Genomic DNA, 15,087 nt, shown 5'->3' with positions numbered 1-15,087 from the left:
TTCCTTAGCTATCCCTCGCCCCGACGGGGAGAGGGTCCCGCCGCAGGCGGGGGGTGAGGGTCCGAGTCGACCTGACTTCGCTTGCTGCGCTCCCCCTCACCCAGCCCTCTCCCCAAAGGGAGAGGGAGACATTTCCCCTCGCCCCGACGGGGAGAGGGTTCCGCCTGAGGCGGAGGGTGAGGGTCCTATCTAAAGGAGGGACCTGGGGCAAGGGGGGAAAGGGGGGCTAGGATCGGACCACGGGCCACCAGCCCCTAGCCACTGCCATCCGGCGGCAGATAGGCGCGGAAGAAGCCTTCGAGTTGAGTCAGAAAGTTATTGTTGATCGAGAAGTTGATCGAATCGGCGAAGACGTTCAGATTGACGACCGCATTCAAGTTCGCGTCCTCCACGACCATCGTCGTGAGCCGCTCGCAGAAGCTCCGATTGACGATCCGCACATCGTCATAGAGTTGCACCAGCCCTTGCAGCCCCCAATCCGGGGTGCCTCCGTGCTGCGCCACTAAGTATTGGGCGAGCAGATAGGTGGAGAGCGCGCGGTACTCCGTCTCGGCGGTGGAGGCGAACGGGAGATGGAATCCGGCCATCGGGCGCAACTTGGCCATCACCGGGCAGCCACTCGTGGCCATATGGAGGCCGACCAGGGAACTGAGCGCCTTTTGCACCGAGACCTTGGCGCGGTATTCCCGCCCCTGACTGACGACCTCGACCGCGACGGTCTCGAACGAAATGACGCGTTGGAAGGCCTCGAACACATCGATTAAGCTCACGGCGGCCGGACAGTGCGGCGTGGTCTCGGGGCGCAATGGGCAGTGTGGACACTGATGGCAGTCGAGTCGGGTCCAGGCCGGGAGTTGCGTACGAGCGGGGAGTTGAACCTGCAAAGTTTGTCGATCGAGCACGACGGGAAATTCGAGCCGACGGCCTTGGTCGAAGTGAAAGCGGTAACGATACGTGATGGTCTCGGACACCCGGTCCCCCAAGTTTCCAATGGCGCGATGAAATTATACGGCATGCAGCCAGACGGAGCAACGGGCTTGCTGCGGAACGCAACTTCAGCCCCTCGCCGCAGCGAATAACTCGGATGGGGCAGGGGCATACGCCGCACCGATCCGCATGTTCGGAATTCGGACGGTGTTCGGACGCTATGGCGACTCCGTCTGACACGCAACTCCTTGAATTGGCGTGCAGGTCGTCGCGGACCGTGCGTGGCACACGCATTGCTTTCTATGCATCACAACGAGGAGGGAGGTGGGCGATGCAGGGGGCACACCAGAGACCATATTCGCGCATATATATAATGATAGGGCTGCTCGGACTGGGAGCGGCCGGCTGCGGGGGCGAGCTGATGTTTGCCTATCAGCCGAATCCGAAATTTCCGCTCGTGGCGGCGAACCAGTCCGCGCCTGCGTCCGAGACCGGGGACGGCGTCAGTCCGGCGCCGGCGATGAACGATCCGGCCACGCCGGTGGTGCCGCCGGTGAGTACCGGCGCCCCGACGTTGTCGGTCGATCCTGCCACAGGGCCGGTCCCAACCGTGACCGATGCGCCGCTGCCGAGCGACACTAGTGCGAGTGATCCGCCGGCCGACAACGATCCAACGGATCCGCCACCGACCGACGACACTGCTGAGCAGCCGCCCCCCCCAACCGGTGACAAACTCCCGCCGCCCGTGGTCGACCTCGATCCGGACGACCCCGACTCCACTGCCGTCTCGCTGGTCGATCAAGGGCCGGTCTCCGTCCCGTCCACACCGCCGAAGGGGATCGTCAAGTTCGGCGAATACGCGGCGCGTTGGCTCACATTGTACGACTTGACCGGCCACGCCCTGCAATCCGCAGCCGGCTACGCGCCTGCGGCGTGGCAACTGAACACCACGGAACAACCCGATGGCGGCGTCACGCTCACCATCGCTTACCAAGCGATCGGGCACGCGACCGGCAATCAGCCAGGCGGCACGTTGCACGTGCAGCAACACGTCGTGCAATACCTCACGGACGACGCCCTGACCTTTGCCGACGACACGCTCACGTACAGTTTCGGCAATTACGCGTACCAACACCCGTGCATGGGGCCGTTGCGGATCACGGGCGTCGTCACGTGCAGCGGCGCGGTCACATTGACGGCCGCGACACAGCAGTGGGACGGGGCCTATGCTTGCCAGACCGGTGTCGGTGGGGTGACCGTGATCGCGGTCGGGAGTCCGCATGCTATCGCGTTCCAACTGACGAAGGAGATCGGCGGCCAAACCGTTGCGCCGCAGGCCTTCACGTTCAGCGGGACCTACAGCGACAACGGCGTCGCGTATCCGTTCCCGAAGGGTGTGCCGGCGAGTTCCGCGTGGTGTGCGGCGAATTGACTCTCCAGGTGAAATTCCTCGCGGCAGGCCGCGTTTCTTTTTTATTCCCTCTCCCTTTGGGGAGAGGGCCAGGGTGAGGGGGAGGCTGCAAGCCAGCGATGGCCGTGGTGCTCTCCCCCTCACCCACCCCTCTCCCCAAAGGGAGAGGGAGGTGGATGCCCCGCCCCTTAGGGCGGGGAACATTCATTGAAATAAAGTGCAGGGGGAGAACGGACCGTTTGTGATACGGCGGAGTCTGTTAGTCAGTGTGCTCTTTCTCATTGTTGCGTTCCATATGTCCGGGCTCAGTGCGGGCCCCGGGGCGGTGCTGACGCCCGAGCTGGCCGAGCAACTGGGACGCACCTATCAACTGGCCGAAGTGCGGCCGTTTCTGACCGCGCTGGCGACGCAATCGGTCGCGGCCAGCCTGGCACGCGGCGCGTCCGACGCGAGTGCGGCGCGGATTGCGGCTGCGCTGTTGCCAGGCCGGGCCGCAAATACGTTGGATCGCGCCGCGACCACTCCGTGGGCCGTGGTACAGACGCGGCTGGAGGTGCGCGGGGGCCTGCTGCGCACCGATCCGCAGCTGCGCGCCGACGTCGAGGCCGCGCTGAAGATGCGCTTGCAGTCGCTGCTGCCCGAATTGTCGCGCCGCTATCTCTACGATCAAATGTTGAATGGGGCATTCGGCGCGGCACAACCGGAAGTCGAGGCGTTGGCCGCTGAGGTGTCGCGCCGCGCCACCACCACACTCAACGCGCAACTCGATGCATTGGCCGCGCAAGGCTACGATGCGCTGCTGGGGCAATTGCGCCACTGCTTCGCGGACGCCGCGGAACCGGCGCTTTGCCCCATTCCCGCCGGACAATTCCTGACCGACCCAAAGGCCGCAATCGAACACCTGTTGCGCGGCGAAACGTTGCGCCGCGTGATCGAACGCCCGTTTGCCGAGGCGTTAGGCGATGGCACCGTTGCCTCGATCCGCGGCCGGATCGAGACGGCGCTGGCTGGCCAATTGCCACCGGAATTGGTGCGCGCGTTGCGCGACGGGCCGGAACAGTTCCGTGCGCTCAGCCAGCGCGTGCGCGCCCATCTCCCCGGCGCCACGCTCGACCGCGCGCTCCACAAGGTCCGCGACTTTCCGGTGCTGACGCTTCCCAACCCCGTCTATGGCGCGATCTTGCTCGCCTCCGCCGGTCGCCATTTCGCGAACGCCTTTTGCGGGCCTACCTGTTTCAATCCATACGAATTCAAACGCGCCACTGAAGTGCTCGACGTGTTGCAATGGCAGCTCAGCAACCGCGAGGCGATCGTCCTCAATCTCACGCAGCTGCTCGATGTGGCCAAACAAGTCGGCGCGTTTGCCGGGCTCCCACCAGTCGCGGAGTGGGGACGTTTCGGACGCGACCTGACGGCCGTACGCGATCGGGTGCGTCACGTGCGCGCCGAGATCCAACGCTTAGAAGGCGTCGTGACCGGCAAGCTGGATATGGTCCAAGGAAAACTGGACGAGGCCGTGCGCGTGGCGGAAGCCGAGCTGCAGGATTTACAACAAACGTTACTGACTCCGGTGCGCGACGCGGTCACGATGACCAACGATGGCATGGCCGACTTAGCACGTCGGGCCACGTCGATCTTTCCGCAAGAAGCGGGGCTCCCGCGCAGTTGGGAAGAGTTCAAACGACGCGCCCAGCTGCGTGGTCAGTGGCTTGGCCGTTGGGGTGACCAAACGCCGCTCGAAGTGTTGGGGTTGGAAGAGGTTCCAGGACAAGTCCGCTCCGAACTCGCCCGCTGGAATGAGGAAATCAGTGGTGGTCTGGCGCACGCAGCGGGCGGCGTGTTGGAGGCCACGGGAGTGTTGCCGCTCACGGCCCAAATCCTTCCGGAGACCCGCATCCCGGCACAACACCCGAGCCTCAGTAACGCCTTCGATCCGGTGCTGCTCCATAACGGCGAATTCCTCCACCGCGTCGTCGATCTGACGATTCCGGCGCGTGGACCCGACCTGCGCTTCGAACGCGTCTACCGCAGCCGCCACGATTTTAGCGGACCACTGGGACGAAACTGGACGCACTCCTATAATGAGCATCTGCTGCCGTCCGCCGATGGCAGCGTCACGTGGTTCGACGCCGCAGGGCGCAAGTGGCGTTTCCTCCGCGCTGCCGACGGCACCTATCAATCCCCGCGCGGCGTATTTTCGCTGCTTTGTCGAGCGGATATCGCCGCTGTATCGGAGTGCAGCGCTGCGCCGTTCACGCTGCGGCATCCGAACGGCGCGCAGACGCACTTCTCAGCGGCCGGCCGTTGGGCGGCCACCCGCGACCGTTTCGGCAATACAGTGCATGCCGTGTATGATGCCGCCGACCGCCTGACCTCCGTGCGCGCCGCCGTCGGACGGTCGTTGCAGTTCGACTACGACCGAGCGGATCGCATCGTCGCAGTGCGCGATTGGACCGGTCGCGTCTGGCGTTACGTGTACGATACGCAGGGTGACTTGATCGCGGTCACGACGCCTGCCGTGCGTGACTTTCCACACGGCAAGACGACGCAATATGCCTACACCGCGCATGAACCCGATCCACCGCTCAATCACAACTTAGTGCAGATCACCGACCCGAACGGACAGGTGTATTTGCGGAACACGTACGGACGTAGTGGCCTGGAGCGCGATCGCGTGATTGCGCAATATTACGGCGACGCGACACGGCCTATTCAAGCGCATTACTTGTTGGCGCGTCCCGGATGGTGGGGCGGTCCCAACGCGGCCGTCGATGAGGTCACGGTGACCGATCGGCGCGGGCTGATGCGTCGCTATCGGCACAATGCGTGGGGCGAATTGCTGCGCGAGGAGACTGTCGGCGCGCGGGCGGCGGACACAGACGTCGTTGCAATCTCCGCATACGACGCCGAGGGACGCCGCACCACAGAGCAATTGTCCGACGGAGGCGCGTGGCATGCTACGTATCCCGATACGGCGCGTGATCGGCGCGAACACGGGAACATATTGCGGCAGGAGCAGCGCGGTCGTGACGGCCGCGTGCGAGCGTGGACGCTGGCGTATCGCCCCACCAGCAGCGATGTGCAACAGGTGCGTGATCCACTCGATCAGCAGGCAATACTCCATTACGATGGAGTGGCCTTGCAGGCGGTCACGTTGCCCGACGGGAGTCGCCGGCAGTGGGAGCGCGATCCGTTCGGCCAACCGATTCGTGCGCGCGACGCCGCCGGCACCGTGACGGCGTACCAATATTCCGCCGCCGGAGATCTCGCCGCCGTCGTGCGCGACGCCGAGCACGCGGCCGGAACAATCCGCTATCGGACTGACGCGGTCGGCAATGTGACGGCCGTGACCGATCCGACCGGTGCCGTCACGCAGTTCCTCGTGAATGCGCGCAATCAAGTCGAACGGGAGATCGGACCGGCGCCGTTCCGCTATGAACGCCGCTACAGCTACGACGCAAACGATAATTTGGTGCGTGTCGCCGTGGACAATCGCCCGCAAGGGTTTGTCGCCGTCGAGATGGCGTATGACTCGCTCGACTATTTGATTCAGCGACGCGAACAAGTGGATGCCGCGCACTGGATCGAGACGCGATTCGAGTACGACGCGAATCACAATTTGGCGCGGATCGTGCGTCCGGAGGGGAATTGGATCGCGTTGGTCTACGATGCGCGTGATCGGGTGGTGGCGCGGCAGGCCGGGGACGATACCGTCGGCGCGCTCGCCGCATGGCAATGGGCGTACGACGCAAGCGGCGCGCTCGCGGCGACGATCGATCCCGTCGGTGCGCGGACGGCGTATCAATATGACGGCTTCGGTCAGTTGCGCGCGGTGCGCGATCCGCTCGGCAACGGGCCGCAGCTGGTGCGTGACGCACTCGGCCGGGTGACGCACGCCGAATGGTTTGACGCTGCTGGCACCCGACTCCAAGCCACTCGCTGGCACTACGACCCGCTCGGGCGCGTCGTCGCCCGCCAACGGGCCCGGTGGCGCAACCCAGCTGACTCGATCGAGTGGGTGACGGAGGCCTGGCAACGCGATTCACGCGGTCAGGTGCGCGCGTTCACCGACGCCTCCGGCGCGCGTTGGGACATAGAGCACGATCGTCTTGGACACCTCGCCGCAGTGCGCGATCCGGTCGGAATCGAACGCCATTACACGTATGACCTGGCGGGGCGATTGGTGCAGGCGGATGTCGGTCCGCCGCTCACCACGACGCAATTCCACTACGATGCGCTCGGACGTCTGATCGCGCAGACCGATCCGGTCGGTGCACAGTGGCGCTACTCGTACGACGCGCGTTCCAATCTGGTCGCGCTCCAGCCGCCGAGTGGCGGCGCGACGCACTTTGCATACGACGCATTGGGACGGTTGCGCGCGCGGCATCGGGACGCGGAGGCCGTCGGCCGCAATCCGTGGAATCCTGACGGCCGACTCACGACGCGCTGGACGTGGGACGCCAACCATCGATTGCGCAGTCTGCACGACGACGCCGACACGCCACTGCAGTACGCCTACGATCCACTCGACCAGCCGATCGGTGTCCAATTCGCCGACGGCACGACCACACGGTATCAGCGCCGTCGCGATGGCCGTGTCGCGGCGCGATGGGACGCGAGCGGACGGGACGTCCAGTACGAGTACGACGCCACCGGCCGTGTCGCGGCGCTGACGGCGAATGACCGCACCGCTGCTGCGGAATCGATCAGCGCCGGCTATCGGTACGATCCGCTCGGCCGCCTGATCGCGGCGCGCGTTGGCACAGAAGTCAGCACATTCGCATACGACGCGCTCTCTCATTTGGTGCAAGAAACTCAAGGCGAATTCAGGATCGACACATCCGTCGATGCACTGGGGCAGGTCGTGGAACGACGGATGCCCGACGGGGAACGCGAAACGCGCCGCTACGACGCCATCGGTCGGTTGATCGGCGCTGTGCACGGCGATGCGCAAGTGGCCATCGAGCACCACGGTTGGCAGCGTGCCGTCCACACGCATTTCGGCGCGCACCTCGAACGGGAACGGGACTACGATTCCGCAGGACGTATCCGTCGTGAGTCGTATCGCCATGACACCGGGGCATCGTGGGCCATCACATACGCGTACGACGCGGCGGGGAACACGCGCGCGGCGACGGAAACGGACGGTCCGCGCTGGACGTATCAATACGATGCGGCGCAGCGCTTAGTCGCTGCGGAGCGCGTTGCCGGCCTCGCGCGCGAGTCCTGGCGGTGGCAATTGGACGGCAACGACAATTGGCGCACGGTCACGACACCGGCCGGGACGTGGCGTTACGCAGTCGACCCGCTGCATCGCGTGACCACGATGAGCGGGCCGGACGCCGTGCCTCGCACCGCACTGCACTACGACGCCGCTGGTCGACTGTTGCATGACGGCCGCGTTGCATATGACTACGATGCGCTCGGCCGACTGCAGCGAGTCGCACGCGGCGGCTGGTGGCAACGTCCGATCCGCTACACCTACGATGCGCTCGCGCGGCGCGTTGGTCGGCAGGAACAACGAATCGTCTACAGCGGTTGGCACGAACTCGGCTGGCAGCAGCGCGACGGCGCTTGGATAACGCTGCTGCGCGGCGGGAGTTGGGATGAATTGCTGGCGCAGCGCCCGGCGAGCGCTGCACCGCGCTACATCGCCCAGGATCGACTCGGTTCGGTGCGCCGTTGGTGGACTGAGCAGGGCGCCGTGAATGCGGCCCGCGAATATACGCCATACGGTGTGGCGCGGGAGCCGGTTGCGGACCGCACCGGACTCGTCTTCGGATTCGCCGGTCGGCCGCAGGAGCCGGACAGCGCGCTGGTGCATTTGCGCTATCGTGACTACGCCCCGGCGTTGGGCCGCTTCCTGACGCGCGATCCGCTGGGCTCCAAATCGCCGCTGCGGAGCGCTACGACAACAGCGGCCGATGGCTCACGCTACCACAGTGTCGATCATCCGGGAATGGGCCCGGGCCGCCATTTCAGCGGTGGGGCGTGGTGGCAAGCGGCGCCGTCGCGTGGCGACTTGTTGACGGAGCCGAACCCGTATACTTACGCCCAGGCCAATCCGCAGCGTTTTCTCGACCCGTTCGGGCTGCGGATCACCGTCACGCCGAATGGTCCTCACGTGACGATCGAGATCACCGCCGAGGTCTTGGAGTCACCGGACCTGCCTCCGAACTTTCCGGCACTGTTCGAGGCCGGCGTCGAGCGGATCTGGAACGGCACCTTCCCGAATCATCACGACGCAGGCGCGCCGCCGTGGGAAGTCGAGACGCATGTCACGATTACTCCGGTGCCGCGTTGGCAGCAGCGCGGGGAACATCGCATCTATTTATGGCAATTGAACGAAAAGGATCGGGTCATGGCCGAAGTGAATCGGCTCGGCGGTCGAGTGATGCGGATCGATCCCGATTTGTTTACCACGCTGACGACTTTTGAGCGGGAGCGGGAAGTCGTGTATGCCCATGAAGTGGGACATTGGCTGAAGCTAGGGCATTTCGAGCCCGGAGATGAGCCGCGCGACTCGGATGCGATTGTGAATTTGATGCGGGGTGATGCCTGGAAAAACGGGCAGCTCAACGAAGAAGGGGTGGACAACATCTGCGATCTTTTGCAATGTCGGGTCGTGCCGAAGGAGGATCTGCCGCCGTCCGAGCGCTCCCACTGGATTCGGCGCCCGGATTATAAAGGATAGCGATGACGATCACGCTCTACACCACGGACTACTGCGGCTACTGTCGCGCGGCGAAGCGGTTGTTGGCCGAACGGGGATTGGCGTTTACCGAGATCGACGTAACAAATAACGCCGCCGAACGCGCCGCCGTGTCCGCCCGCGCCGATGGCTGGCGGACCGTGCCGATGGTCTTCATCGACGAGCGTTTCATCGGCGGCTACCAAGAACTGCTGGCGTTGGACCAAGCGGGACAGTTGTTGCCGGGCCGTGGCTGATTAAAAAGTCAATTGAATGTCCGTGGTCCGTGCCAGGAATTCCAATCCTGCCGCCATGACTCCCACCCGCGAGTGCCCGAGTTCTGGGTCCTCACTGGAGGCCAGCAGTCTCACCTGGAGGTTGGCCCAGTTCCGTGTGATGAAGAGACGTGGATGATCCGGATGCGGTTCTTCAGGCAACAATCGCATCGGGCTGCGCCGCACTGTGGGTTCAGCCCCCAGTGTGACTTCAACTTGTTCATAGATGCCCGGGAGGAGCGCGCGGCCGACCTCGCGAGGGAGGTCGAGATTGGCGCAAAGCCCGGCTGCCGCCAATTCCCACCGCCATGCATCGAGCCGCTCATCATCGCCGTCGAACTGGAGCGTCAGGCCGCCTTGGGTGGCCGCAGGGAGGTGTCGCAATCCGCCCTGGATGGCCGCGGAGCCGGCCATCATCAGCACGTCGGCGGCGGGGGAGATGGTAAGGGCGCGCTCGGCGGATGCGATGTGGGGGTCGATCTCAGCAATGCCCTCACGTCGCAAAGCGCGTAATTCACCCAAGATCGTGCTGTTGGTTACCGTCCCCGGAAAGCGATAGGCCGCAGACGTTTGTACCCCGACCGTTCCCACGGTCAATCTCCTGGCGAGTGGCATCCCTTCGTCGTGAATGCGTCGGACGCCGCTCTCCCTGCGCGCCACGCCACCGATTACCCCTTCAAGGTGCCGCGTAATGCCAGCCGCCGCAGTGCGCAGTCGCCCAGCCTCTCCTGGTGTATATAAACGAATCATATATCGTACCTTTCGACCTTCCTGGACTCCCAATCCCCTACTGATAGTATCGACCGTTTGACAAAAAAGTTGCCCCGGCCCACGGGGTCCATTCCGCCGGTCGAGGGATTGCAATTGTTTTCGGGTAGTTACGCGCGCCTACTTCTCACTAAACTTGTCTGTCGTGCTATGCGCCATCGTGAGGCCTCGGGCTGATCCCGCTCAGTTCCCGAGACGCGTGCCGAACCGGAAACTCGCATGCTTCAATGGTTTCCGAGCGACGTGCGCTATTAGCCACAACCGTGCGCCAGATGCAAGCGCCGCAAAAAATATTCTGCGCCGTTGGTCAGGCTAGAAAAAGATCACATGGAGCAGCGCGTAGAGTGGGAACAAGATGGCGAGGCTGTAGAGGCAGTAGCCGAAGAACGACGGGGTGCGGAAGCCGGCGTGGTCGGCGATCGCCTTGACCATGAAGTTGGGGCCGTTGCCGATGTATGTGTTGGCGCCCATCAGGACTGCGCCGGTGCTGATCGCCGTCAGCAGCGTGGTCGGGACGCCGGCGACTTCGGCCGGGAGGCCGAGCCCTTGGCCGAGCGAGAGGAACGTCAAATAAGTCGGGGCATTGTCGAGGACACCCGAGAGCAATCCGGTGGCCCAGAAGAATTGCCCCGGCGTCGTGACGCCGAACGACGGGCCGTGTTCCCGCAACAGCATCAACGCCGGGACCATCGTGACGAAGATCCCGGCGAAGAGGATCGCGACTTCCAGGATCGGCCCCCAGGTAAAGACGTTCTGTCGCCGCGCGACTTGGGGACTCAGCCGCAGCGACACCAGCGCCATACCGAGCATGATCAGTTCGCGCCACGGCGTCGGGAGGAAGACGGCGCCGACGACTCCCGCCAGCGGCAAGAAATTGATCCCGCCTTGGATGCGGAGCGGACGCACCAGCGCCACATCGCGGGCCAAGTCGCTGCTGGTTTCCCGCCGATACGCCAGTGCATCCCAGACGTAGAAGATCAGCAGCAGCGCGCCGACGATACAGAGCCAATGGGGGAGGAGTTGCAACGTCCAGAAGAACGGGACGCCGCGCAGATAGCCGAGGAAGAGCGGCGGGTCGCCGAGGGGCGTGAGCAGTCCGCCGCAGTTGCTGACGATAAAGATGAAAAAGACCGGGAGATGGTGGACATGGCGGCGTTCGGAATTGGTGCGCAGAAACGCGCGGATCAGGACCATGCTGGCGCCGGTGGTGCCGATGAAGTTCGCTAGCACAGCCCCCACGGCGAGAAATGCGGTGTTGACGCGTGGCGTGGCGCGCAAGTCGCCGGTCACCAGAATATCGCCGGCGATGGTGTAGAGCGAGCCGAGCAGACAGATGAATGAAAAATATTCCAGTGCAGTGTGCTGGAGTGCAAGCGGATCGTGTTGCAGTAGCCAGACCAATGTAGGCGTGGCGAGCGCGGCGGCAATCAGCGCGCGATTCCGATTGCGTTCCCAAAAATGCGGCACGGCCAGCGGCAAGACCGCGATGCAACATAGCAGCGCGGCGAATGGGACGATGGTCCAAAGTGGAATCATCCGCTGGTGTCTGCCGTGGAACGCATATTCGTACAAGCAAAATCAGGGCGTGGCGCGAGACCGGGCGTACGTGATGTACGGGTCCAAAAAGCGCAAGTCGAGCTGTGGGGCGAGCTGCTGTGCTTGGATAAAGTGGTCCGCGGAGGCGCCAAAGTCCCCGTCGATCAATGCGCCGATCCCGAGCTGCTGCGCAATGATCGTATCCGGCGGCGTATGCGGCGCAATCGCACGAATGATCCGGATGGTGTCGGCATTCGATTGGAGCAGCCACAGCGCCGTGGTGCGGAGTGGTGATGCGGTGAGCAATGCGTCGAGGTCGCGCAATACAGCGCTGTGATTGGTCGACGGGACGAGGTGTTCGAGCAGCATCCCTTGCCAGGCAAAATACGGGAGGCTGGCGGTACGGAGTTCCCCAGGCCACAGCGCGGCAATCAACGAGCTGGCGGCGAAACGGTCCCGCGCGCTGTCGGCGTCGGCCCATGGCCGGTACAATGGCAAGATGCTGAAAAACGGTGCGGGCACCGCCGTGATGCGATACGGGAAGTTGTCGGTGAGCGGCGGTGTGGTGGCGGTCCAGGTCGCGAGCTGCGCGGCGTCGGCAATGAACAACGCGCCCAGCTGTTCCGGACGCTCCATCCCGAGCGCGCGCAGTTCAGACGCGACGGCTGGATCGTGCCACTGGGCCGTAAAGTGTTCCGCCGCGACTGGCCCGTGGGCCCCGCGAGTGCCGAACAGCATCCATTCCAAATTGCTCCCGTGCCACAGCGAGCAATCCGCGAACACGTTACAAAATCCGCGGATGATGCTGTGTGACTCCGTCGGGTGGAGCTGCGAGACCGGCAGCCAGTACGTGACCATGCCACCCGCAGCGAGTCGGTCATGCAATAGTTGAAAATATTCCTGGCTGTAGAGGTTCGTGATGCCTGCGTTTTTTGGAGGGGGCGGTTCGGCCGTGATCAGATCGTACCGATTCGTGGTCGTGAGCAGGAACTGGCGCCCGTCTTCGATATGCACGCGGACGCGCGGGTCGTCGAGCGGGAAGCCGCCCGTGGCGTATGGAATTCGGCCTAGATCGAGGATGTCCCGCGAGATGTCGACGACGTCGATGCTGCGTAACGCGCGCGTATCGGTTAGCGCCTTCGCGGTGGAGCCGACGCCGTAACTGATCAGCAAGGCCCGCTCGAGTTGGGGGTGGAGCGCCGCAGGGAGATAGACATAGAGCTTCATATAACGGCGCGCCGCGGGTTCGGTCGAGGACATCGGGTGACTGTTGGTAACTAATTGATAGCGATACGGCACGCCGTATAAATCCTCCCGCAGATACAGCGCCGTTTCCGTCAGCCCTTCGTGCACAGCGGCAACTTGGAACCCCCGCGCAAGGTACCCGCCGATCGGGTAGTGCAGATAATGCTGTTCCATGCGCCCAAACGGAAAGGCGACGAGGACGATCGCGAAGGCACCCAGTGGTGCCCAGCGGCGCCACCCCGCCGACGGAGCAACATCCGCTGCCGACGAACGTGCCGCAGACGGAGAACGTGCCGCAGACGGAGTAATCGCAGACGGAGCAACATCAGACCTTACATCCGACGGAGCAACGTTCGCGACCGTGGTGGGCCGGAGCAATAATAGCAGCGCTACGACGCCGTAACCGCATGCGAGTAGAAAGAGGCCGCGTTCCATGCCAAGCCGTGGGAGGAGGAGGAAGCCGCCGGCCAGCGCCCCGCACATTCCGCCGACCGTGTTGGCGAACGTCAGCAGGCCGACCGGCCGCGCGTCGCCGCGGACCACGTGTTGGAGTGCGGCGCCGATCAGCGTGAATAGCAGGCCGGATCCGAGTGAGGTTGCTAACGCGATCGCGATGGTGAGCGGGAGTGCCGCGAGAAACTGCTGTGGCGCAGTTGCGCTGTACCGGGCTATTCCTAAGTCCAACCAGCGGTAACTGAGGACGATGGCGATGCCACACCCTGCGGCCACGGACGCGGCGTGCCGGAAGGCGGTGGTTTGGTGCCGTAGCCAAGTGCCGCCGAGCAGTCCTCCGAACGCGATGCCACTTAATACGACGCAGAGTATCGCCGCGAACGCGGCATGAGTGCCGTAGACGAATAGCAGCATCAGACGGGTCCAAATGACTTCCGCTGACAACAGCAGTGCGCCACAGAGGAAGGCTGCCGCCAACCACGGCCAGACGGAGCAAAGATTGCGTGCCGATTGACTCCGTCTGGTTGGTGGGTGGTTGGTGGGGATGGGATTGGGGGGCGGTGCCGAGGCCCACGAAACGGTGGCGTGCCTGGTCATTCCCCACGCCAGACCGGCTGCCAGCAAATTTGCTCCGGCTGCGACGACACCGGTCAGACGGACTCCGAGGGCTTGGATGAGCAGCAACTCCGCCGCGGCGACGCCGGCCACTGCACCGAGGGTGTTCCATCCGTAGAGCCGGCCGAGTACACTTCCAAACGCCGGTTCCACGGTGGCGAGCGTTCGGACCAGGAGCGGTAACGTGGCTCCCATCGCGGTCGTGGGGAATAATAGCAATGCGAACGCGAATCCCAGACGGAGTCCATTCAACAGCCATGGCGCCGGTTCGGCCGCGCGGAACAGTGGCACCAAGAGCGACGAAAGATGCGGCAAGCCGACGACGAGCAAGACTCCGGTGACGGCGATTCCCAATTCCAGTCGAACATATAGGCGCAGCGGACGTTGCGTGCGTTCCCCGAGCCGTGCGGCCAGGCCGTTGCCCAGTGCCAGACCGCCCATGAAGCTGGCCAGCACGAGGCTGGCGGCCCAGACGGAGTTGCCAAACACCAGTCCAGCTTGCCGGAACCACAGCGTTTCAAAAATCAACGCGGCGGCGCCGGAGAGAAAAAAGATCAGGCAAATGAAATGGGTCCCCCCCACAAGCGCGGGCGTAGCACAGCGCCATTGAAATGTCTTGTGCCAGCTGTGGGGGATGTGGTGCAGTGCGGTTATGCCAAAGATACAACGAGTGATTGGGGCTCTGCTGGGTGGCTGGATGTTGATGGCCGCTCTCCACCCGCTCCATGCGGAGACGGCGCAATTGGTCTTTTTTGCCGGCGGCAGTATTACCGGTGACGATTATTCCGTCCGCATTGCAGCCGATGGACACGTCCGGTTTCGTCAGGCTGGGCGGGGTGGAAGCCAAGTCGTACGGGAATTCGAGCGAATGCTCACGGTCGCCGAGCAGCGGCAACTCACCGCCACATTGCGGCAGGGGCGCTTGATTCGTCTCCCGTCACAGGACTTTCTGAAGGAACCGCTGTTGCCGGATCAAGGCAGTTATCATATCGAACTCGACTTTCTGGGACTGCATCATGCGGTGAATTGCGGTCTGCCGCGTGGTGATCGCGCGCTCAGCCGCTGCCAGCGTGCCATTGCGCCGCTGCGCAACTTGCTCAATACGCTGCTCGGCGTGCGCATCTATTAGCGTTGCTTGCGTTGCGCACGCTTCTGTGGTTTGCATT

The 15,087-nt window shown here is 63.9% G+C and carries 8 protein-coding genes; 4 read left to right on the top strand and 4 right to left on the bottom strand.

What is annotated here, in order from left to right; genetic code table 11:
- Positions 1-254 precede the first annotated feature (254 nt).
- Positions 255-971, bottom strand: coding sequence for a hypothetical protein (locus tag HY696_09445; protein ID MBI4238621.1), 717 nt, complete (start codon positions 969-971; stop codon positions 255-257).
- A gap of 377 nt (positions 972-1,348) precedes the next feature.
- Between HY696_09445 and HY696_09440 the strand changes: the two genes are divergently transcribed.
- From HY696_09440 to grxC, 3 genes are all read left to right on the top strand, one after another.
- A complete protein-coding gene (locus HY696_09440; protein ID MBI4238620.1) occupies positions 1,349-2,359 on the top strand; it encodes a hypothetical protein in 1,011 nt (336 codons plus the stop codon).
- A gap of 274 nt (positions 2,360-2,633) precedes the next feature.
- A complete protein-coding gene (locus HY696_09435) occupies positions 2,634-9,032 on the top strand; it encodes an RHS repeat-associated core domain-containing protein (protein MBI4238619.1) in 6,399 nt (2,132 codons plus the stop codon).
- Positions 9,033-9,034: 2 nt separating this feature from the next.
- Positions 9,035-9,286 (top strand): glutaredoxin 3, encoded by a 252-nt coding sequence (gene grxC / locus HY696_09430; protein MBI4238618.1) that lies wholly within the window; start codon positions 9,035-9,037, stop codon positions 9,284-9,286.
- Here the strand turns inward: grxC and HY696_09425 are convergent, their stop codons facing one another.
- The 3 genes from HY696_09425 to HY696_09415 form a co-directional block, all read right to left on the bottom strand.
- Positions 9,287-10,054 (bottom strand): hypothetical protein, encoded by a 768-nt coding sequence (locus tag HY696_09425; GenBank protein MBI4238617.1) that lies wholly within the window; start codon positions 10,052-10,054, stop codon positions 9,287-9,289.
- 330 nt (positions 10,055-10,384) lie between these two features.
- On the bottom strand, positions 10,385-11,608 hold the full coding sequence (locus HY696_09420; GenBank protein MBI4238616.1) for a sodium:proton antiporter: 1,224 nt from the start codon (positions 11,606-11,608) through the stop codon (positions 10,385-10,387).
- Positions 11,609-11,650: 42 nt separating this feature from the next.
- A complete protein-coding gene (locus HY696_09415) occupies positions 11,651-14,503 on the bottom strand; it encodes a spermidine synthase (GenBank protein MBI4238615.1) in 2,853 nt (950 codons plus the stop codon).
- 115 nt (positions 14,504-14,618) lie between these two features.
- Between HY696_09415 and HY696_09410 the strand changes: the two genes are divergently transcribed.
- Positions 14,619-15,050 carry a hypothetical protein gene (locus tag HY696_09410; GenBank protein MBI4238614.1) on the top strand — a complete coding sequence of 144 codons (432 nt, stop codon included), beginning with the start codon at positions 14,619-14,621 and terminating at the stop codon, positions 15,048-15,050.
- Positions 15,051-15,087 lie beyond the last annotated feature (37 nt).

The sequence above is a fragment of the Deltaproteobacteria bacterium genome (genome assembly GCA_016210045.1).
GTDB lineage: Bacteria > UBA10199 > UBA10199.
This window is presented reverse-complemented; position numbering and strand designations above follow the sequence as displayed.